This is a genomic window from Neobacillus sp. CF12, assembly GCF_030348765.1.
Classification (GTDB): domain Bacteria; phylum Bacillota; class Bacilli; order Bacillales; family Cytobacillaceae; genus Neobacillus.
In genome coordinates, this window is the sequence record NZ_JAUCEU010000007.1 from 1,342,015 (window position 1) to 1,360,647 (window position 18,633).

The following is an 18,633-nucleotide window of genomic DNA, read 5'->3' on the forward strand; positions in this document are numbered from 1 at the left end:
ATGAAAAGAATATCTTGGCCAGTTAAATTAGGTTTGACATTGTTAGTGGGATGTCAGAATGCTGAACCAAAAGAAGAAACAAAGCCATCAACAGAACAAAAAGAACAGAAAGCAACTACAAATACGAATACTAACACCACATTCCCCTATCCAAATTTATTGTCTCAGAGCGAACAATCCTATGCACTTTAGTGATTGGGGATCAGGATGCCCCCATTGAAAATAACAAAAAGATTACCGAAAAAGTAAATGATATATTAAGCTTACCTGAGCTTGAAATGGCTCAGACTGCATATCCTGAGTTGAAAATCAAGGCAGAACCAGCATATATTCTCTTTGACCAGGCTGGTGTAATCTATCAATCAAATAATCTTAAAGAGCTGACAACTTACTTAGAACAAAATAATCCAAACTAAAAACCAGAATCTTTTCTGGTTTTTTTAACGCTTTAATTCAACCACGCGGTAATACACTATAAGAATGGTTTGACTTATAAGATAAAAACAAATGGAGTAAATAATTTGATATCCATGCTTATAATGAAAAATCCCTATTTTATGATTTATCCATTCAAAGCAAAATGAAATAATTGTCGCTATGGATATATATAGAATAATGTATTTATCACTTGTACAGAGTTTTTTATAAAAATAAAGGAAAATATAGCCATAAGGAAGATATAGGAGATACACTACGAGATCCATTCCTGTATATTTTGGACCATCCATAATATCATAAAAATCAAAAGGAGTTACCCCGAAAGAATTATCTATTATACTCGGGAATGTTAAACTATAAAGAAAGATAAGAACTGTGAATTGTTTAGAAAATAGTTTTGGAAGATAGAAAAAAATACCCCAAGTGATAATGATAAGTCCGAGAAGACAATAATCATTAAAACCAAATCCTGTCTCAGTCCACGACATTGCTTTCACCCCTCGACCATGAATCCAGCCCCCTATACCATTTCAAGGTAAATAATAGACCGAACAAAAAAATCGAAAAATATAAGAAGGTATAAATATGATTCCATTGTTTAAAGGAGTACAGGCCTTGGGATACGTTTATTAGATCTAACGAACAGATAAATAAGTTGAATAGAATGAAGTAAAGTATTTTTTTGTTCCAGCGACTTCGACTAATCATTAAAGTAAAGATGGATACCATTAATGGGACAGCTATATTCTTATATATAAGAACAGCAATAAATAACTTCGTATCCGTAGTGGTCTTCATCCACTTAAACGTGTCAAATAATCCAACATAGGTATGAGTATTAATGAGACAGCTTAGCAAAATTAGAAGAGTAACCTCTTTAACCGAGGCATGCTGATGAATTCTATTAAATAAAAATAGCCCGATAAGCATCCAGCTAATAAAAAAGTAAAAGGTTACAATCATATATCTTCTCTCCTAATATAAAGCAGCCATTTTATCCTCTTAGTTAGCTTAAACTATATATTCCAAATCATTCATGTTACCCTAAGAATCATTGTGATTCTTCGTTTTTTCAACTATATCAAATAAACCAAATGGCAAATACAATAACATAAAAGTTATTAATGCAATCATCTCTAATGGTATAAGATACAAAGGCCATGGTCCTAAATAATCTAAAATGGATGGGTTTGTAGGCTTTTCGGAAATATACATATAGTTTCCTTCAATAAAATAATTTAGTAAAAACACATAGAAAGTATAGAGGTTAAGGTACAAAAAGGCTTTCCAAACACTCTTTGCTATCGGTCTATATTTTTCAACAAATACAATAAACATGTTTGCTACAACTATTCCACCATGCGAGATAAAAAAGTGAACATAACGAAAATGTGGAAATGTGTAAGAACTTAAATCAGGGGTAATCATTGCCTGCAATGCACTGCCAACACCTGCAAAATAAGTAAATTCAAAGAGACTATAACTCTTAGTAAGCAGTAATGCAGCAGATAATAGGATGGAAATACTGCTTAAATGGAACGGTAGTGAATATTGAATAGTCCACTCCTCTATACTCCAAAGCCACGCATGCAGACTAATTTCCGAAATGATTAAAATTGCTGCTAATCCTGACCTAACAATCGAATTTAGAGGCTGCTCCCTCAGAACTCTTCGAAATAGAAAGATTAAGACAATAATTCCAAGTAAAACAAGTAATGTCATCCAATGTGTTAATGAAAATAAAATAAATAAATCTCCGCCATCAGCCTGAAAATATCTTTCCATTTCATCACCGTTGTTAATGTGTCTATTATAATTATCGATATGTTGACTTCATATATTATTTCCCGTTATCATCATTACTATAAAATTTAGGAGGCTATTTCATGTCTGCATTAGTTTTTATGGCTCTGTATCGTCCGAAGCCTGGAAAAGAAAATGAATTAAGAGATATTCTAAAAGTACATATCCCCGTCCTTCGCGAAGAGGGCTTGATAACCGAACGTGAATTATTAACACTGCAAGCTGAAGACGGAACAATTATTGAAATAGCCGAATGGAAGTCTAGTGAGGCCATTGACAAGGCACATCAATCAGACAAAGTAATGTCAGTTTGGAATCAAATTGGTGCTTTAGCTGAACTCACAAATCTATCGTCCCTTGCTGAAGCGCAATATCCTTTTCCAAATTTCAAAGCTATTTAGGTTTAGTAATTTAATGAGTACAAAAAAACACGAGAGATTCTAAATGAACTCGCGTGTTTTTTTTGAGTGACCACGAATATTACTATTTTTGATTTTCGGTCACCCAGAACCTGCTTGAGTGACCATGAATATTACTATTTTTCCTTTTCGGTCACTCAGGACCCGCTTGAGTGACCATAAACATTACCATTTCTCAGTTTCGGTCACTCAGAACCCGCTTGAGTGACCATAAACATTACCATTTCTCAGTTTCGGTCACTCAGAACCCGCTTGAGTGACCATGAATATTACTATTTTTCCTTTTCGGTCACTCAGAACCCGCTTGAGTGACCATAAACATTACCATTTCTCAGTTTCGGTCACTCAGAACCCGCTTGAGTGACCATGAATATTACTATTTTTCCTTTTCGGTCACTCAGGACCCGCTTGAGTGAACATAAACATTACCATTTCTCAGTTTCGGTCACTCAGAACCTGCTTGAGTGACCGTGAAGCCATGTCAAATCAGGATTCGGTCACTCAAATAACTTACCTATTAGTTTGTAAAGATAAATTCCGTCCTGCTTCCGGTTTGTCCGGCGATGACTTCTAGTCTAATATCAATTCTTTCTTTCAACTCTGGAACGTGAGAGATAATTCCAACTAAGCGTCCGCTGCTCTGGATGTCCATTAAGGCTTCAATTGCTTGGTCCAGTGATTCAGGGTCAAGTGTTCCAAAGCCTTCATCAATGAACATCGTCTCTAATGAAACTCCGCCTGCATAGTTTTGAACAACATCTGCAAGCCCGAGCGCTAATGAAAGTGATGCCTTAAAGCTCTCCCCACCAGATAATGTTTTAACATGGCGCTCCTGTCCCGTATATTGATCATAAACGAGAAGTTCTAAACCACTTTGAACATTCCCTTTAGAACGGTCGGTTTTCCTTAGGAGTTCAAACCGCCCAGCCGTCATTTTCCTTAGTCTCACGTTGGCCTCCCGTAATATATCATCTAAGAAGGCTGCGAGGACATACCGTTCAAATGTTATTTTGTACGTATTTTGACCTCTTGCGATGTTATGGAGTTCACCAATTAGATTGTATCGATCCTCCAATACTTTCATCTGCTCATTCAATTTTTCAACTTTTTTATAAATTTCTTCATTGTCTCGCTTTTTAACAAAAAGGTCTGTCCGCTGGTTTGTGAGTTCGGTAATCTCATCAGCAAGTTTCTCTAATGAAGCTCTTATCCCAGCTACATCAGGTGTTTTCACATCTGCTAAAAGCTTAGTCAATTCCTTCAAACGATCTGAAACGGATCGGTATTCCTCACGATAATTCCGAATTTGACCTTCGAGATTTTGAATTTCACCTTCACTTTTTTTAGAGGAATGATATTCGCCATAGTTTTCAAAACCTTGTTCTGCTAATTTAGAAACAAAGATTTCCTTTTCTGTATTAAGCTCGTTTTGTTTAATGGAATGGTGCTTCACCGCATCTTGGAATCTTGCTGATTCCGCAGATTGTTTTTCTTTCACTGCCTGTAAAAGCTGCTGTGCCTCTTCCAATCTTTTTACTAACAATTCGTGATGTTTTTTGGAAGCTGTTAAAGTCTTTTCATAGGCCGATTCGGTGCGAAGATTCTCTGGAATAACATTCATCATTCTCTTAAGATTCGTATTCTTCTCAGTAAACAATACGGTTAACTCGTTTACATCTCCAGTAAACTTCTGAATAGCCATTTGTAATACTGCTTTATCCGACTCACTTTTCTCTATTTCACTTTTGATTGTATCAAGCAATTTGATTTGTTCAACCAGCGTTTTTTGAGTCTTTTGGAGTTGATTTCTTGTAGAAAGAACCTCCGTTTTAATTACATGTGAATTGTTTTCATTAAAATCAACACGATGGGTGCGGATTTCTTTTAATATGTCTTCACAGTTTTCACGTTGTATTTTTTCAATCGATTGAATTTCAAAAAACGCAGATTCCGCTGCTGATTTTTCTTTTTCCAAATGAGCCGCCTGCTGCTTTGCAGATTTTAAGTCCTCTTCATTAGGAATGTGCTTTTCATTCAATGAAACGGGAGCTGGATGATGTTCGGAACCACATACCGGGCATGCTTCACCGTTTGTAAGCCGTGTCGCTAATAGTGACGCTTGTCCATGCAGCCATTGGTTCTCGAGGTCTTCTACAAGTTCCTTGGCATCTGAATACCTAGCAGCTATATTTTCGAATTTTCCGGACTTCAAATTAAGATCTTGTACTGTCTTTTTATAACGGCCAAGGTAAAGTTCATATTTTTCCAGCCTGTCTAGTTCAGACTGCATTTTTTCAATCAGACGTTCATTTTCTATAAAAGTTAATTGGCCCTTTTCAATTTCCGTCTTTTTGTCGAGCAGGGTTTTCATACGCTCTTCCAAGGCCTTGAGATTTTTTTCAGAGGCTGCATGTTTTTCTTTTGCTTCCTTTAATGAGGATTGCACCACTTCAGACTCTTTTACTAATGCAGAAAAGGAATAAACGTCATCCTTCATAGAAATAAGCTGGTTGATGACATCTACTGCTTTTTTCCGCTCTCCTTCACGCTCAAGCTCTGCTTGCAATTGTTGGTCATACTGCTTTGCAAGAACATCTAATTTTTCCATTTCACTTTGGATTGAAGTGACATTGCCCTTAAGCTGGTCCATTTCGCGCTTTAGACGATGGCATAGCTCTTCTTGTTGCGCCAAAAGTGCTGCCTTATGAGCTAGTTGAACCTGTTTTTCTTTTTCAGTGAAAATGTCTGCTTGTGATTCAAGCTTGATTTTTTCCCCTTTTAACGCATCTCTCGTTTGGATTTGTTTTACAATCGTTTCAGCTTCGAATAGCTTTGCTTTAAAATCATCTTGTTCCTTTTCCTTATCTTTCAAGGTACTAACAAGTGTTTCAATCATATCGGCCATGCCGCTTATTTCTTCCTGTAATAACGGCATCATAATTACATCATTTACACTGTCTGCTTCCAAATAACCTTTCAGTTCTTCATTTGTAACAGCTTGGATTCGGCGAATGGCCTCATTTCTTGCTTGAACCTGAAGCTCAACAGAATTCTTTAACTCAGTGGCTTCAACCTTCAATTTTTCTTCCACCATTTTATAAATTTGTGTATGGAATAATCGCTGTAAGATTACTTCCTTATCTTTACTATCAGATGTTAACAGCTTACGAAATTCACCTTGAGGGATCATTAAAATTTGGCGAAATTGATTACTGTCAATCAGCATAATTTCTTTAACCTTTTCCTCAACATCATTTATCTTTGAGGCAATAATTTTCTTCTCACCGTTCTCATCCCAGCTGTATAATTCCGCCCTGGCAGGTAATGTAGTAAAACCATCGCCTTTTTCCTTCTTTTTTGGCTGTTGTGGCAGTCGGGTAATCGAATAAACTTTGTTCCGAATGGAGAAATCGAGTGAAACCTCTGTTACCAAATCTGCTTTCGCAAATTGGCTGCGAAGTTCTGGACCATTGCGGTCCTCACCGCTTGCTTTTCCATAGATTGCATAACTAATCGCATCAAAAATAGTGGTCTTACCTGCCCCTGTTTTCCCAGAAATCACAAACATTGTACGATTACCCAGCTGTGTAAAGTCAATTGTTTCTACCCCGGCGTAAGGTCCAAATGCCTGCATGGTCAGTTTTAATGGTTTCATCGGTCTCCCTCCTCACGTAACACTTTTTCAATCACGTCTGCCATTGCTTCTTTTTTATCAGCAGTAAACTCAGAGGTTGTCATTTCGGTATAAAATTGCTCAAACAAATCTAACTCTGACTTTTTCTCATTTTGGGTACTAGTAAATGACTGCTTTTTCTTTAAGTCTGTAATATCTATCTTCCGTTCAAGATGAAGTACATTCGGATATACCTGACGTAATTTATTTATTGGATCAAGAAGTGCGCCTTCATCATGCAAGGTTATTTTTAAATAATCATGTAATCTTTGTTTTTCATAAAAGAAAGGATCTAGTAACTCCTCTAAATGTCCCTCAAGTTCACGCATGTCATGTGTCGGGGTCAATGAGCGATAGCGATGAGAAAAATTTCCCTTTTCATCCATTTCGATAATCGAAATAGATTTATTTTGCTTTGCTTCAGAAAAGGAATACTTTAAAAGAGATCCTGAATATTTCACTTTGTTATGTTTGATTGCATCAGGACTGTGGAGATGACCAAGAGCAGTATAAGAGAAAGGCTCGAAAAGTTCTGCTCCGACACAGCCAGATCCCCCAACCGATAAGACACGTTCAGAGTCAGATGTTTGTCCGCCCAAAACAAAAGCATGTCCTACGAACACGTTCGGTTCATTGTAATTTAAGTTTTCCTCTATTTTACCTACTACAGCTTTCATCGCATCTTGATGAGAATGAATCGATTCATCCTCAAGGAGTTGGCGAACAATTCCAGGTTCGGCAAAGGGGACTAGGTAGAAATTCACTCCGTTAACATGGACTGGTGTAAAGCTGTTTGTCAGTTTTCCAGATAAATAAAATTGGCTATGCTTATACCACGAGCTCCCAAAAGACAGTCTTTCTGCGCTATCATGGTTTCCAGCTATCGCAACAACCGGTATCCCAAGCTCTACATTGATTCTAAATAGAATTTCATCTAATAATTCAACCGCATCGGTTGGCGGTACAGAACGGTCATACAAATCTCCCGCAATTACGACTGCATCGGGCTTTTCTTCGGCAACAATATCAATAAATTGATTAAGTGCTTCCCGTTGGTTTTCTGTCATATAAACACCATGCACTAATTTACCTAAATGCCAGTCAGCAGTATGGATAAATTTCATTAATTTTCACCCCATCTTTATTTCATTCATAAATACTATTATAGCAAAATACCAACATTTGTGAGATTGGAAAACTAAGAAATAAAAGGTAATACTGGCTATAGATTTTATAAAAGACTATTAATCACAAAAAACAGCCCGACACAATGGTCGGGCTGTTAAATAGTTGGTTTCATAAATTACTTTTTAGTTACGTTAGCAGCTTGTGGTCCACGAGCACCTTCAACAACTTCGAAAGATACTTCTTGACCTTCTTCTAAAGTTTTGAAACCTTCAGTTTGGATAGCGGAATAGTGAACAAATACGTCGTTTCCGTCTTCAGCTTCGATAAATCCGAAACCTTTTTCAGAGTTAAACCATTTTACTTTACCGTTTTTCATGTAAAAAAATCCTCCTATTGGCTAGACAAGCCATGTGTAAATTTCACCAAATTACAACGTGATAGCTTTACTTCCACTTTCTTATCCAAACTTCAGTTAAAACTTGAACAAGCTTTGTAACATAAATCTAATCTCGTGCAACGGCTGTCTAAAATTTAACATTTTTTAGCTGTACTGTCAATAAAACACTATAGACAAAAGCCCACAAAATTCGGGGCTGGAAACGCTATTCCACTAGGTTTACAATCCCGTATTTTGGCTTTTATGGCTGCTAGCTTCAGTCACCATTACCTGATTTCTGTCTATTTTACCAAATTTACATTTGAGATCTTTTATGACGTCTTTAAGCAGTAATTCTAGACCAATATACGTGAGGGACGGGAAGTTCGCAAAAAGCTTTTTGACTTCCCATTTCAGTTCATTTTCACCGCAAATACTATGGCGATTAATCTGATCCACTTCATTTTTTATGATCGAAAGCTCCTTTTGTTTTTCATCAGCTGGCAGGAGCTCAAGTGCATCAAGTCTGCTTAGGAACTCAACTGACTTTTCAATTTTCAACCGAACTTCATCATGAACATCCTTAACAATTATATGATTCTTGTATTTAAACTCATTTAACTTCAATGCTGAGTCATATGTTGCCTTAACAATTTCCTCTCTTGTCATGCTGTTTGTTTCATAGCTTAGCATATTCTTCCAAGATGGTTGTTTCATAGCCTCTCGGAAGTCTTCAAGTTTATGACAGAACTTTTTATAACCATATTTATCTGGATTTTCAAACGCAGGGCTGCCAGGATCCAGGAATGGAGAAAGTGGTGCTACAAAATACGAAATATTGGAAGCTTCGCCGCATTATTTGTGAATGTTTTCACAAAAATCGACATTTCTCATCGCACTTTCGTATGTTTGATTAGGGATACCCGTCATGAAAAAACAAATCAACTTTCGCACAGCCTTGTTTTAATGCGAATTGGAGCATTTCGATTACTTTCGCATTTGTACATGGCAGCTTTCCGTTATATTTGCGAATATCTTCATCCGCGGATTCAAGGGTAAGTTCGATACTGTATTTTGGTATTGCTTTATTTAATCTTTCAAAAAACCTCTCATCTGCATAATTAAACAATTCAAAAACTAGCTCATTCTTAAGCTTCATTTTAGATAAGCCATCAAGGAACTCATCAACATATTCCTTGCCGCCTTGTCTAATATCATTTAATAGAAAAATAGGTGCTCTTGTAAATCTTTGTATAAGCGCAATATCTTCTAACATTTTTTGCGGAGATCGCATCACCAGCTTCTTCCGATTACAGTTTAGCTCGTAAGCATCTCTGGAACCGCCGCAGATTAAACAGTTATAGTTACACCCTTTTGAGGTTAATATTGCTGTGTTTGGATAACGCAGCCAGCCCTTATATGGCAGTGGGTCTAATAGATTAAAATATTTGAAGACCGAACCTATGATATACCGATAACCTGGTAAATTAAATTCATCGAGACTATCAGGTACATAAGTAATCTCATTATAGAAATATTGATTATTTCGCTTCCATGTTAGGTTTGGAATATCCGCAAATCCGGTTACATCTTTTTTCTCTAACTTGTTCAGCAGCATAAGGATTAATTTCTCAGTGGTATCACCACGTACTATAAAATCAATCCAGGGATATTCGATTAATTCCTTATGGAAGTACGTGCTGGATAGACCCCCAAACATCACTGGAGTCTCTGGATGGTATTTCTTTACGATTTTGGCTAACTCCACACTTCCATGTGCATGCGGCAGCCAGTGAAGATCAATTCCAAACGCCTTTGCTTTAATATTCTTGATTTTTTTTTCAACATCAAAATTTGGATTTAATAGCATGCGATTGGCGATATTAATAATCTTCACTTTTAATCCAAATCTTTCAAGATAATCCCCGATACTAGTTAAACCAACCGGGTACATTTCAAAAACAGGTGAAGATGGAACCACATCGCTGATTGGACCGGTAAATAGCATTTCTTTTCTGAAATCGTAAACTGTTGGCGGATGCAGCAGTACCAAGTCGTAAATCATTTGATCACTTCCTAAATTTAAGATATTTGTTTATATCTTAATAGTAATATAAGAAAGAAGGGAAAAGTTGGTTCAAATATTACAATTAATTGATTTTTAAGAGAAAAGCGGAAGCGCCTTCGGAACAAGCACAGCTTGTTCCTGCGAGGAATATTCTTAGAAGCTTTCCTTGGTGCCCATGGGCGACAGGCATAAGACGAGCTGGCGAGAAGGTTGTTCTTTAACCTTCTTGACGGATTGGCTTATGACCCCGAGCCCCTAGGCGCTGCAGCTAGACAGTTATCAATTCTCGAAGATTGATTCTTTTAAGTATAAAAATTGCCGAAGAAAGGTTATTTCTTCGGCATGGTGACTACTTCTTCATCCTCGTCTCTAAACTTATCTAATATAGTAATCGTATTTACTAAGTGATTGTTAAAGATCTGGCGAGCTACGGCTAGCAGTTCGACAATCATTGGATCTTTTAGTGTATAAATAACTTTATTCCCTTCCTTGGTACCAGTGACAATATTCTTTGCTCGTAATATCGTTAACTGCTGCGAAACAGCGGAGCCTTCACTGCCAACAAGTGTTTGAATTTCATTAACACTCTTATCCCCTTCTGCTAACAGTTCCAAAATGCGAATCCTCAAAGGGTGCGCAAGTGCTTTGAAAAATTCCGCCTTAAATTGCTGCATTTCAAGATTCAACCCATTCACATCCTAATTCATGCTAGTAAGTAGCCGAGAGCTTCTGTTTGCTTGTCTCGATTACTTCTGAAGCTGAAAGCTTCTTATATTCTTTAAACGCGAAGTGCATACAGCCAAGACATTTATTGCGATCAAGTTCAGATAATGCAAACTGAATCGCATCACCTGTATGCTCAAAGAAATGATCTTGACCAATCACGTCATATATACCAGTGCTTACCATAACTTTTTTAGGCTGTTCGTTTATCCCCGATATAATCACTATACCACTTTTTGGAAAATGGGACACAATACTAGCCAGATTGGCTTCACCTGTTGTATCCATAAATGGCACCCTGCTCATCCGTAATAAGAGAATCTTAGGACGATAGTTTATCGTATTCATAATCGAGGTTTCAAATGTTTGTGCTGCTCCAAAGAATAATGGACCTTCCACGTTATATATACTTACCTGTGGACAATCATGCGAATCAGAAACGATTTGAGTCTCAACCTTGGCATGTTTATGCTGCAGGTTTGGCAATGCCTTTGCAGTGATCATCAAATCACTCATTCTCTTGGTAAATAGTATCGCCGCCAGCACTAACCCGACTTCTACGGCCGTTGTTAGATTAACAAATACCTTTAATAAAAAGGTCACCACTAAAACTAGTGAATCCGTCGATTTTGTTTAAAATATGCGCAAAAACTTTCCGCTCACTCATATTCCAAGCTACCACCATTAATATTGGTGACATGCTTGCCAGCGGAATATAGGATGCGAATGGTGCGAAAAACATTAATACTAGCAATACTACTATTCCATGAATGATCCCAGATAACGGGGATACTGCTCCATTTTTTATATTCGTGGCTGTTCTGGCGATGGCCCCAGTTGCTGGTATTCCACCAAATAGTGGTGTAATCATATTGGCAATCCCTTGACCGATAAGTTCCTTGTTGCTGTTATGTTTACTATTGGTCATGCCGTCTGCCACGACTGCTGAAAGTAAGGATTCAATACCGCCAAGCATCGCAATGATAAAAGCAGGTTTTAATAGAGTAATAATCATTTCAATACTCAGGGCAGGTATCTGAAGCTGTGGCAATGAACTTGGAATCTGTCCATAAGCACTTCCAATCGTTGCAACTTGCCCCGGATACAGCAAGGTTGCAATTATGGTTGAAACGACTAAACCAATTAGTGGGCCTGGGACCTTGGGAGCAATCTTAGGGGTCATGATAATGGTTGCTAAACATATTACTGCTGTGAAAATGCTTAACAGGTTAACAGTACCCATATTGATAATAATTTCGTTTATATTTTTGGTAAATTCTTCGTGTTTCTCAATTCCTGTCAACCCTAGGAAACTAGCAATTTGTCCGGTGAAAATGGTAATCGCTATCCCCGTGGTGAATCCAATGGTTACTGGTCTTGGAATGTATTTTATTAAAGATCCCAGTTTGAATATCCCCATTAAAAGCAGCATGATCCCGGCTAAAAAGCCTGCAATTAAAAGATTTTCATATCCGTACGTCATAACGATTCCAAACAAGATTGGAATGAACGCCCCTGTTGGTCCGCCAATTTGATACTTCGACCCTCCAAATAAGGAGATGAGGATTCCGGCAACAATTGTTGTGTAGATTCCATATTCCGGCTTAACCCCTGAAGCAATCGCGAAGGCCATCCCAAGTGGTATGGCAATTACACCGACAATGAGTCCTGATAGGACATCTTTTGGTACATTACGTAAGGAATACTGTTGGAATCTTTTGTCACGAAACATATGACCCCTTCTTATCTTTTAAATTTGTATATCTGATTATTTGAATATAGAGGAATAAGGAGTAATAATCAAGATATTTGTTTTTAAAAATTTTCCAGTTGTAATGTCTCCTGTCTCTGTGTTATATTAATTGAGCGATGAGCTGAGTTGTGTAAGTCGAGAAACATTCCTTATGGAGCACACTATGTGGAGTGTGGTTTTTCGCCTCAATACGCAAAGACGCCTGCTATATGCAGGCGTCTTTTTATGTTTTTCTACTCCTTCGATTTCGGTCAACATGATTTCTTCATGGTTACCACTTTTTCGTTTTTTCCACGATTTCGGTCATCATGAACGCATCATGGTTACCACTTTTTCGTTTTCCCAACGATTATGGGCATCATGAACCTTTCATGGTTACCACTTTTTCGTTTTCCCTTCGATTTTGGTCATCATGAACCTTTCAGTTACTTGTTTACTCCGTATAAAATTGGAACTTTTTCCCTATATCCATTAAAATAGATTTATAAAGTAGGAGGAGGGAAAAAGATGAATAACCATGATATTGATTACAAAATTTATGGCGACGATATGCAGTTCGTTGAAGTTGAACTCGATCCTCAGGAAACAGTTATCGCTGAAGCAGGAAGCTTTATGATGATGGAAGAAGACATACATATGGAGACGATTTTTGGAGATGGATCTGGTAATTCTGGTGGCAGCGGTCTGATGGGCAAATTATTCAGCGCCGGGAAACGAGTGATTACAGGAGAAAGCTTGTTCATGACTGCCTTTACTAACCAAGGACAAGGCAAAAAACATGTTTCCTTTGCCTCACCGTACCCTGGTAAGATCATTCCAATGGACTTAAGTGAGTTAGGTGGAAAAATCATTTGTCAAAAGGATGCTTTTCTGGCGGCTGCAAAAGGTGTTTCTGTTGGAATCGAATTTCAACGAAAGATTGGTGCTGGGTTCTTTGGCGGTGAAGGATTCATCATGCAAAAGCTTGAAGGCGATGGACTTGCATTTGTTCACGCTGGGGGAACAATTACAAAAAAAGAACTCCTTCCCGGTCAGACATTGAGAGTCGATACCGGCTGTTTAGTGGCAATGACCAGTGGAGTCGATTATAATATCGAAATGGTCAAAGGAGTTAAGACTGCACTTTTTGGTGGCGAAGGATTATTTTTTGCAACACTAAGAGGTCCTGGTTCGGTATGGATTCAATCCCTGCCATTTAGCCGACTTGCAAGCCGCGTATTTGCAGCTGCACCACACCGTGGCGGAGGAAAAGATGAAGGCAGCATCGCAAGAGGCATTTTTGATATGTTCAATGGCGATTAACATCGGAATCCGAAAAGGGCAGAATCCATTCTGCCCTTTTTACTATTAGAGCTTATTTTCCCCTAGGTAATCAGAAAGGGCGACCTGCAGGGTTCCCTTTAACTCAGCAACGTGCTCAAAGGTAATCCCCGAGTTAATAACGAGTTTAACAATTTCTGGCCTAAGTCCAGTAATTACCGTCTTACACCCCATCATGGAAACACCATTAATAACACGAATGATATGTTGGATAACTTCGATCTCATTCACCGCAGCACCGGAAAGATCTAATATTAAGGTATGAATATGTGAATTACCTATTTCGGTAATTAATTTATCTTCAATCGTACTAGCCCTAAAACGATCTATTGCACCAATTAACGGTAAAATGCTGATATCGCGTGAGATTGGAATGATCGGAACAGAAAGATTCTCTAGAAGTTTTCTCTGTGCATCTAACAATTCATCTTTGTACTTGCTATATTGGATAAAAAAAGAATTCAAAAATTGGTCAAATTGCCGATTGATGTTTTTTTCCAAAGTAAAATAAAACTCCGAAGAATGATCATTATTTTTATTAATATCAAAATTATAGAGGAAATCCCACACTGTTCTTCTGATTGCTTGTATCCACTCTAATTTAAATGCAATGGTTAATGAATATTTAGCCCAAGCCACCCCTTCCTGCTTTGCGAAAGAGATTAATTCATGTTCACGTTCCTCTACTATCAGTAGCACGAGTTTATGTGCGTTGTTTAATAGATTAATATTACCAATTCTATGTATCTCATCAATTTTATCTTTCACGTTTATCGCTTCTTCTAGAAGTCTATCCTCAAAAATATCTTTATTAGCAAGAAAATATTCCTTTATGGATAAAGTTTCTTCATAGCTTAAATTCAACTTTTTTACACCTCTATTTTTCAGCTCATTTCGAACAGGGATTCTTAAGGTAAATTTTGTTCCTTGATTTACTTCACTCTCAACATTTATTCTTCCACCATGCTGATACACAGTCGAAAACACTTGGGTTAAACCCATCCCTGTACCAAGCTCCTTGGTTGAAAAAAAAGGTGTACCCAATAAGGATAATTTCTCATTAGGAATTCCTTCTCCCGTATCTTCTATACATACCACTACTTCATTTCCCTCGACAAAATGGCTGATCGTTAATGAACCAGATTCATTCATAGATTCTAATGCATTTTTAATTAGATTAAAAAATGCCTTTTTAAACTGATTTTTTTTACCATAAATCGGTGTATTTGTATCATAATAACTTGTATTAACTCGAATATCATATATTTTATCTTGAAATAGATTCAAGATTGATTCCATTTCAACTGCAATTAGGATTGATTGTGGTTGCTCATCTTCCTGGTCTGGTTTAGAAACTTGAAGAAGATCATTCAGTGTTGATAACGCATTTTCTAATTCTAACTGAGCTATGTTAATGTACTCAGGATTACTTTCATGCTCTAGTAATTGCAAAAATCCTTTAACGGCCGTTAATGGATTCCGGACTTCATGAGCAATCCCTGCTGCAATTTGGCCAACTGAAGCCAATTGTGTTAGATGCTTTTCACTTTGACATGGAATGGAATTTAATACTTTCAACGTAACAAGTCCTCTCCTAATTGATTTTCTAGCAGTTTTGATAGTTGAAATTATTATTTCGTCTCTCTAAGCACAAATATTACCAAAATATTCGAAAAATAGACAGGTTACAATTTACTAGAATATTACCTAAAAAAGGAAATTAACCTATATACCGGCAGATATTAAGTGCTATTTTACAAAAACTTTACAATTAAAAAGTGCAGCCGGTATGCTGCACTAAATTAACTCACTCCTTGTTCCTTGCTCCATGAGCCTTGCATTTTTCGAATGGTAACAATTTGCCCAATATGATAGGCATTATGAAGGGTTATACTCGATAAAGATTCCAACCAAGTTTCTTTCGATTCCTCACTAATACGTTGATCAAACTTTTCATCTTCACTATTCTTAATGGTCTCAATCCAGTCAAACATCACCACATTGAAGCGTTCTAAGACCTGCTCCCATTTCGATTCGCTTAAATAGGTAAAAGTACTATCATTATTTCCTTCCATCTTTGGAATCACTTTATTCTTAAAACGGTATAAAAAGCGTTCATTCCAAAAAACTAAGTGACTGATGAGTTCCCAGATGGAGTTCTCGGAATCAGATTTTTTCCAGTTTGCTTGCTCTGGAGTTAAACCTGCAACTGCTTTTTCAAATGAAACAAACCAATGGCTCTTTTTTTGACAACAAAGGAATTGTTCAAGTAATACATCTTTTCGATTCATCTTACAAATCTCCTTCAGTAATAATTTTTACCATTTGATTTCGACAACTTCCCTCGATACCCTTTATTCCAAATGAAGTTTTCTTAATTCATTATTCGCTTGAGATCTTTTAACGTTATAAGATTGCCATAGGACATTGCTTAGATTTGCTTCATTTTTTCTTTCTAGTAAAATATCCTTTAAGCCCGGAAGTTGAGGATCTTCTTCATATAACTCAACTAGGCCAAGAATACCTGTGTGAGATAAGCTATTTAGATAGTGCAAATCAATTTTCCCACTTTGTTCATACCGTTCAATGTTCTTAGTCACGATAATCTGCTCGACATTGATTACATTCATCAATGTGTAGTAGAGTAACGAACTAATAAAATAAAAATGGAATAATGATAGTTTTTCAATCCAAATTTTTATTAAGGTATACATGAAAATGACAACAAGAAAGATCATAAACGAGTGCGCCATCACTCTGATGAAAGTAAACCCATAAGCAGCCTCATACATGCTTAACCGCATGAAGGCAGAACTTAATAACACACCACTTGAAATGACCAGTGCCGTTAATAGGACTTGCATAAATCTTTTTATCAACCCTATCGACCTATCCACAAAGGTTAAAACCAGAACGGTTACCGTGAGATTGATGAGTGTCACAAATATTAGTTCGAAAAAGCCTTTTCTTGCATATTCTGCATAGGTGAAATCCCCTTGCAATGTCCCACTAAAGAAGTACTTAAATTGGACTATAATAAAGAGTACATAGACCGCATTTATTAACACAAGGACTGTAATGGTAATAATTGTATCCATTTTAAATGGTAGTTTGTCACCATCTTGAATGAGTACATTGATTTGTTTCCTCATCAGAACCTGCATGAGACCAAAAAAGGTAAAAGTAAAGGACAAAACAATAAAAATTCGAGCGACTACTTCAGCGTCAACCATCTGAAACCACTGGGGAATTCCCCCCATCAGCCTTTCAAATTGAGTATCCGCAGACATCAGTAAACCTAAGACAATAAACAAAACGGGAATGGAAATGAGTATACCAATTGTTACTTTTCTCCACACTTGAAATTTACTCTCGTCCATACCCTGTTTAAAAAACTTTCCCATTAAAGAAGCAAAAATAAGATTATACTTTATTGCTCCTCCTAACTTCGAAAATAAATAGGCTATAAAAGCTAGTTTGTTCCAACGGATATTTTTTTGACTTGTTACTAATACAAGATGAAAAAATACGAGTGCTGGAATCACCATAATATTCAAAGCATAAAAGAAAATATTATCATTGATAAAATAGCCTACCGCTAACAACCAGACACAGATGAGCAGAAGATATCCGAATCGCTGATGATTGAATGCAAAACCGCGATAGCGATAAAAAAATAAACTGTAAAAAGCGATGATAAATAATAAATAGGAAATACCTATTTCAGTTCGGAAAAACGCTTCCTCCGCCACAATCCCTACCACCATACACAGTAATAAAAAGATCCAATCACTTTTACCAAATTTAAGTTCCATAAAAATCCCTCTTTCATATAGAATTTCTATATACATAGTTTTGCTAGGTATATAAGTAAAAAAAAGCTGCTTATATCGATGCCTTCCTGCCCCAGTGATATCCAAGCCAACTAATGGGATATAAGAGGATGGTAAGTATAATACAAGCAATAATAAACGTTTTCGTTAATAAAGGTTCGAACCACGAATGAGGTATTATTTCAAAAACGGTTAAAACCATTAATAACAGATTTGGGATAAGTGAAAGTAAAAATGTCTTATTTAAAAGTCTCCTGCCGCCATGTCCAAAACCCTTTCCAATTTCATAGCCGAGCAATGCCCAAAAAAACAGATAAATAAAGGCAATTAAGGTTGGTATAGCAGTTAAATGACTCCAAACAACCGATAGCCATTTCCATTGAAATACATTATGGAAAATGGTTAGCAAGCTCCCCCCCCCAAAAAAGAGAATATTCATCAGGATAAACAGCCATTTCATATTACTCGGCGTTACGGAGAGTTCCTCTTTCCACATTACTGCGATTTCCTCAGGACTCCCCAATCTGGAAATGATTACTTCCATCAACTCATTCTCATCTTTACAATCAAAAGATTCAATCACAATTTCCTCAATATGTACTTCATATTCCAGTAGAATACTTTTTTTATCTTGATGGTTTCCAAGCCTCTCTTCAAGCTCTTCTAGAAACCTATTCTTCGGCAGTTCCATGCTTCGATCTCCCTATTACCTTGTTCATTACCTTCACAAAATCCTGCCATTCACGGGTTTTTTCATTTAGGACTTCTTTGCCTGCGTCTGTAATTTGGTAATATTTACGTGCTGGCCCCTTCTCCTGCTCCTGCCAATAGCATTCAATATACTCTTGTTTTTCAAGCTTGTGCAAGGCTGGATACAATGTGCCCTCTTTGACGCTTAAGCCATTATCACTTCGCTGCTCTAATTCTTTTACCAATTCATAGCCGTACATATCCCTTTCATTTAACAATTGAAGCAAGATTAACGAAGTACTTCCTTTTACCAATTCACGATTAAACATTTTCTCACCTACCTAGAATTATTAGGTACATAGAAATTCTACACTATATTAGGTTAGCTGTAAATTAAAAAAGTGACGAT

At 37.0% G+C, this 18,633-nt stretch carries 18 protein-coding genes and 1 pseudogene; 4 read left to right on the top strand and 15 right to left on the bottom strand.

Features of this window, described 5'->3' with window-relative positions; all coding sequences use genetic code 11:
- Both QUG14_RS06745 and QUG14_RS06750 read left to right on the top strand, forming a co-directional pair.
- Positions 1-192, top strand: a complete 192-nt coding sequence (locus QUG14_RS06745; protein WP_289339753.1) for a hypothetical protein — start codon at positions 1-3, stop codon at positions 190-192.
- Positions 192-416, top strand: a complete 225-nt coding sequence (locus QUG14_RS06750; RefSeq protein ID WP_289339754.1) for a hypothetical protein — start codon at positions 192-194, stop codon at positions 414-416. The genes QUG14_RS06745 and QUG14_RS06750 overlap by 1 nt, the downstream gene beginning before the upstream one ends.
- 24 nt (positions 417-440) lie before the next feature.
- Here the strand turns inward: QUG14_RS06750 and QUG14_RS06755 are convergent, their stop codons facing one another.
- From QUG14_RS06755 to QUG14_RS06765, 3 genes are all read right to left on the bottom strand, one after another.
- On the bottom strand, positions 441-926 hold the full coding sequence (locus tag QUG14_RS06755) for a hypothetical protein (RefSeq protein ID WP_289339755.1): 486 nt from the start codon (positions 924-926) through the stop codon (positions 441-443).
- A complete protein-coding gene (locus QUG14_RS06760) occupies positions 913-1,401 on the bottom strand; it encodes a hypothetical protein (RefSeq protein WP_289339756.1) in 489 nt (162 codons plus the stop codon). The genes QUG14_RS06755 and QUG14_RS06760 overlap by 14 nt, the downstream gene beginning before the upstream one ends.
- Positions 1,402-1,482: 81 nt before the next feature.
- On the bottom strand, positions 1,483-2,223 hold the full coding sequence (locus QUG14_RS06765; RefSeq protein WP_289339757.1) for a YwaF family protein: 741 nt from the start codon (positions 2,221-2,223) through the stop codon (positions 1,483-1,485).
- Between the two features lie 101 nt (positions 2,224-2,324).
- Here QUG14_RS06765 and QUG14_RS06770 point away from each other — a divergent pair, with 101 nt between their 5' ends.
- Complete coding sequence (locus QUG14_RS06770) at positions 2,325-2,642, top strand: antibiotic biosynthesis monooxygenase (RefSeq protein WP_289339758.1); 318 nt, start codon at positions 2,325-2,327, stop codon at positions 2,640-2,642.
- A 535-nt stretch (positions 2,643-3,177) separates the two neighbouring features.
- Here the strand turns inward: QUG14_RS06770 and QUG14_RS06775 are convergent.
- The 7 genes and pseudogenes from QUG14_RS06775 to QUG14_RS06805 form a co-directional block, all read right to left on the bottom strand.
- Entirely contained in the window at positions 3,178-6,315 is a 3,138-nt protein-coding gene (locus QUG14_RS06775; protein ID WP_289339759.1) for an AAA family ATPase, read from the bottom strand.
- Positions 6,312-7,457 carry an exonuclease SbcCD subunit D gene (locus QUG14_RS06780; protein ID WP_289339760.1) on the bottom strand — a complete coding sequence of 382 codons (1,146 nt, stop codon included), beginning with the start codon at positions 7,455-7,457 and terminating at the stop codon, positions 6,312-6,314. The genes QUG14_RS06775 and QUG14_RS06780 overlap by 4 nt, the downstream gene beginning before the upstream one ends.
- Positions 7,458-7,636: 179 nt before the next feature.
- On the bottom strand, positions 7,637-7,837 hold the full coding sequence (locus QUG14_RS06785; protein WP_007083969.1) for a cold-shock protein: 201 nt from the start codon (positions 7,835-7,837) through the stop codon (positions 7,637-7,639).
- Positions 7,838-8,077: 240 nt separating this feature from the next.
- A complete protein-coding gene (locus QUG14_RS06790; protein WP_289339761.1) occupies positions 8,078-8,554 on the bottom strand; it encodes a hypothetical protein in 477 nt (158 codons plus the stop codon).
- 196 nt (positions 8,555-8,750) lie between these two features.
- On the bottom strand, positions 8,751-9,902 hold the full coding sequence (locus QUG14_RS06795; RefSeq protein ID WP_289339762.1) for a TIGR04190 family B12-binding domain/radical SAM domain protein: 1,152 nt from the start codon (positions 9,900-9,902) through the stop codon (positions 8,751-8,753).
- A gap of 332 nt (positions 9,903-10,234) precedes the next feature.
- Positions 10,235-10,591: an ArsR/SmtB family transcription factor gene (locus QUG14_RS06800; protein ID WP_289339763.1), complete on the bottom strand. Its 357-nt coding sequence runs from the start codon at positions 10,589-10,591 to the stop codon at positions 10,235-10,237.
- Positions 10,592-10,613: 22 nt separating this feature from the next.
- A pseudogene (locus QUG14_RS06805) lies at positions 10,614-12,360 on the bottom strand (SulP family inorganic anion transporter).
- Positions 12,361-12,888: 528 nt separating this feature from the next.
- Between QUG14_RS06805 and QUG14_RS06810 the strand changes: the two are divergent.
- Positions 12,889-13,683: a TIGR00266 family protein gene (locus QUG14_RS06810; RefSeq protein WP_289339764.1), complete on the top strand. Its 795-nt coding sequence runs from the start codon at positions 12,889-12,891 to the stop codon at positions 13,681-13,683.
- A gap of 45 nt (positions 13,684-13,728) precedes the next feature.
- On the opposite strand, the gene QUG14_RS06815 is transcribed toward QUG14_RS06810, so the two are convergent.
- From QUG14_RS06815 to QUG14_RS06835, 5 genes are all read right to left on the bottom strand, one after another.
- Positions 13,729-15,279, bottom strand: a complete 1,551-nt coding sequence (locus QUG14_RS06815) for an ATP-binding protein (RefSeq protein ID WP_289339765.1) — start codon at positions 15,277-15,279, stop codon at positions 13,729-13,731.
- 224 nt (positions 15,280-15,503) lie between these two features.
- Entirely contained in the window at positions 15,504-15,992 is a 489-nt protein-coding gene (locus tag QUG14_RS06820; RefSeq protein WP_289339766.1) for a DinB family protein, read from the bottom strand.
- A gap of 63 nt (positions 15,993-16,055) precedes the next feature.
- On the bottom strand, positions 16,056-17,516 hold the full coding sequence (locus QUG14_RS06825; RefSeq protein WP_289339767.1) for a DUF4153 domain-containing protein: 1,461 nt from the start codon (positions 17,514-17,516) through the stop codon (positions 16,056-16,058).
- A 70-nt stretch (positions 17,517-17,586) separates the two neighbouring features.
- Positions 17,587-18,225 carry an HAAS signaling domain-containing protein gene (locus QUG14_RS06830; RefSeq protein ID WP_289339768.1) on the bottom strand — a complete coding sequence of 213 codons (639 nt, stop codon included), beginning with the start codon at positions 18,223-18,225 and terminating at the stop codon, positions 17,587-17,589.
- A complete protein-coding gene (locus tag QUG14_RS06835) occupies positions 18,206-18,553 on the bottom strand; it encodes a PadR family transcriptional regulator (protein WP_095248688.1) in 348 nt (115 codons plus the stop codon). Before QUG14_RS06835 ends, QUG14_RS06830 begins: the two co-directional genes overlap by 20 nt.
- Between the last annotated feature and the right edge of the window lie 80 nt (positions 18,554-18,633).

Excerpts from the sequence above, each read along its gene's own strand:
- QUG14_RS06745 (WP_289339753.1), top strand. The coding sequence starts at position 1 with ATGAAAAGAATATCTTGGCCAGTTAAATTAGGTTTGACATTGTTAGTG.
- QUG14_RS06755 (WP_289339755.1), bottom strand. The coding sequence starts at position 926 with ATGTCGTGGACTGAGACAGGATTTGGTTTTAATGATTATTGTCTTCTC.
- QUG14_RS06760 (WP_289339756.1), bottom strand. The coding sequence starts at position 1,401 with ATGATTGTAACCTTTTACTTTTTTATTAGCTGGATGCTTATCGGGCTA.
- QUG14_RS06765 (WP_289339757.1), bottom strand. The coding sequence starts at position 2,223 with ATGGAAAGATATTTTCAGGCTGATGGCGGAGATTTATTTATTTTATTT.
- QUG14_RS06770 (WP_289339758.1), top strand. The coding sequence starts at position 2,325 with ATGTCTGCATTAGTTTTTATGGCTCTGTATCGTCCGAAGCCTGGAAAA.
- QUG14_RS06775 (WP_289339759.1), bottom strand. The coding sequence starts at position 6,315 with ATGAAACCATTAAAACTGACCATGCAGGCATTTGGACCTTACGCCGGG.
- QUG14_RS06780 (WP_289339760.1), bottom strand. The coding sequence starts at position 7,457 with ATGAAATTTATCCATACTGCTGACTGGCATTTAGGTAAATTAGTGCAT.
- QUG14_RS06785 (WP_007083969.1), bottom strand. The coding sequence starts at position 7,837 with ATGAAAAACGGTAAAGTAAAATGGTTTAACTCTGAAAAAGGTTTCGGA.
- QUG14_RS06790 (WP_289339761.1), bottom strand. The coding sequence starts at position 8,554 with ATGAAACAACCATCTTGGAAGAATATGCTAAGCTATGAAACAAACAGC.
- QUG14_RS06795 (WP_289339762.1), bottom strand. The coding sequence starts at position 9,902 with ATGATTTACGACTTGGTACTGCTGCATCCGCCAACAGTTTACGATTTC.
- QUG14_RS06810 (WP_289339764.1), top strand. The coding sequence starts at position 12,889 with ATGAATAACCATGATATTGATTACAAAATTTATGGCGACGATATGCAG.
- QUG14_RS06820 (WP_289339766.1), bottom strand. The coding sequence starts at position 15,992 with ATGAATCGAAAAGATGTATTACTTGAACAATTCCTTTGTTGTCAAAAA.
- QUG14_RS06825 (WP_289339767.1), bottom strand. The coding sequence starts at position 17,516 with ATGGAACTTAAATTTGGTAAAAGTGATTGGATCTTTTTATTACTGTGT.
- QUG14_RS06830 (WP_289339768.1), bottom strand. The coding sequence starts at position 18,225 with ATGGAACTGCCGAAGAATAGGTTTCTAGAAGAGCTTGAAGAGAGGCTT.
- QUG14_RS06835 (WP_095248688.1), bottom strand. The coding sequence starts at position 18,553 with ATGTTTAATCGTGAATTGGTAAAAGGAAGTACTTCGTTAATCTTGCTT.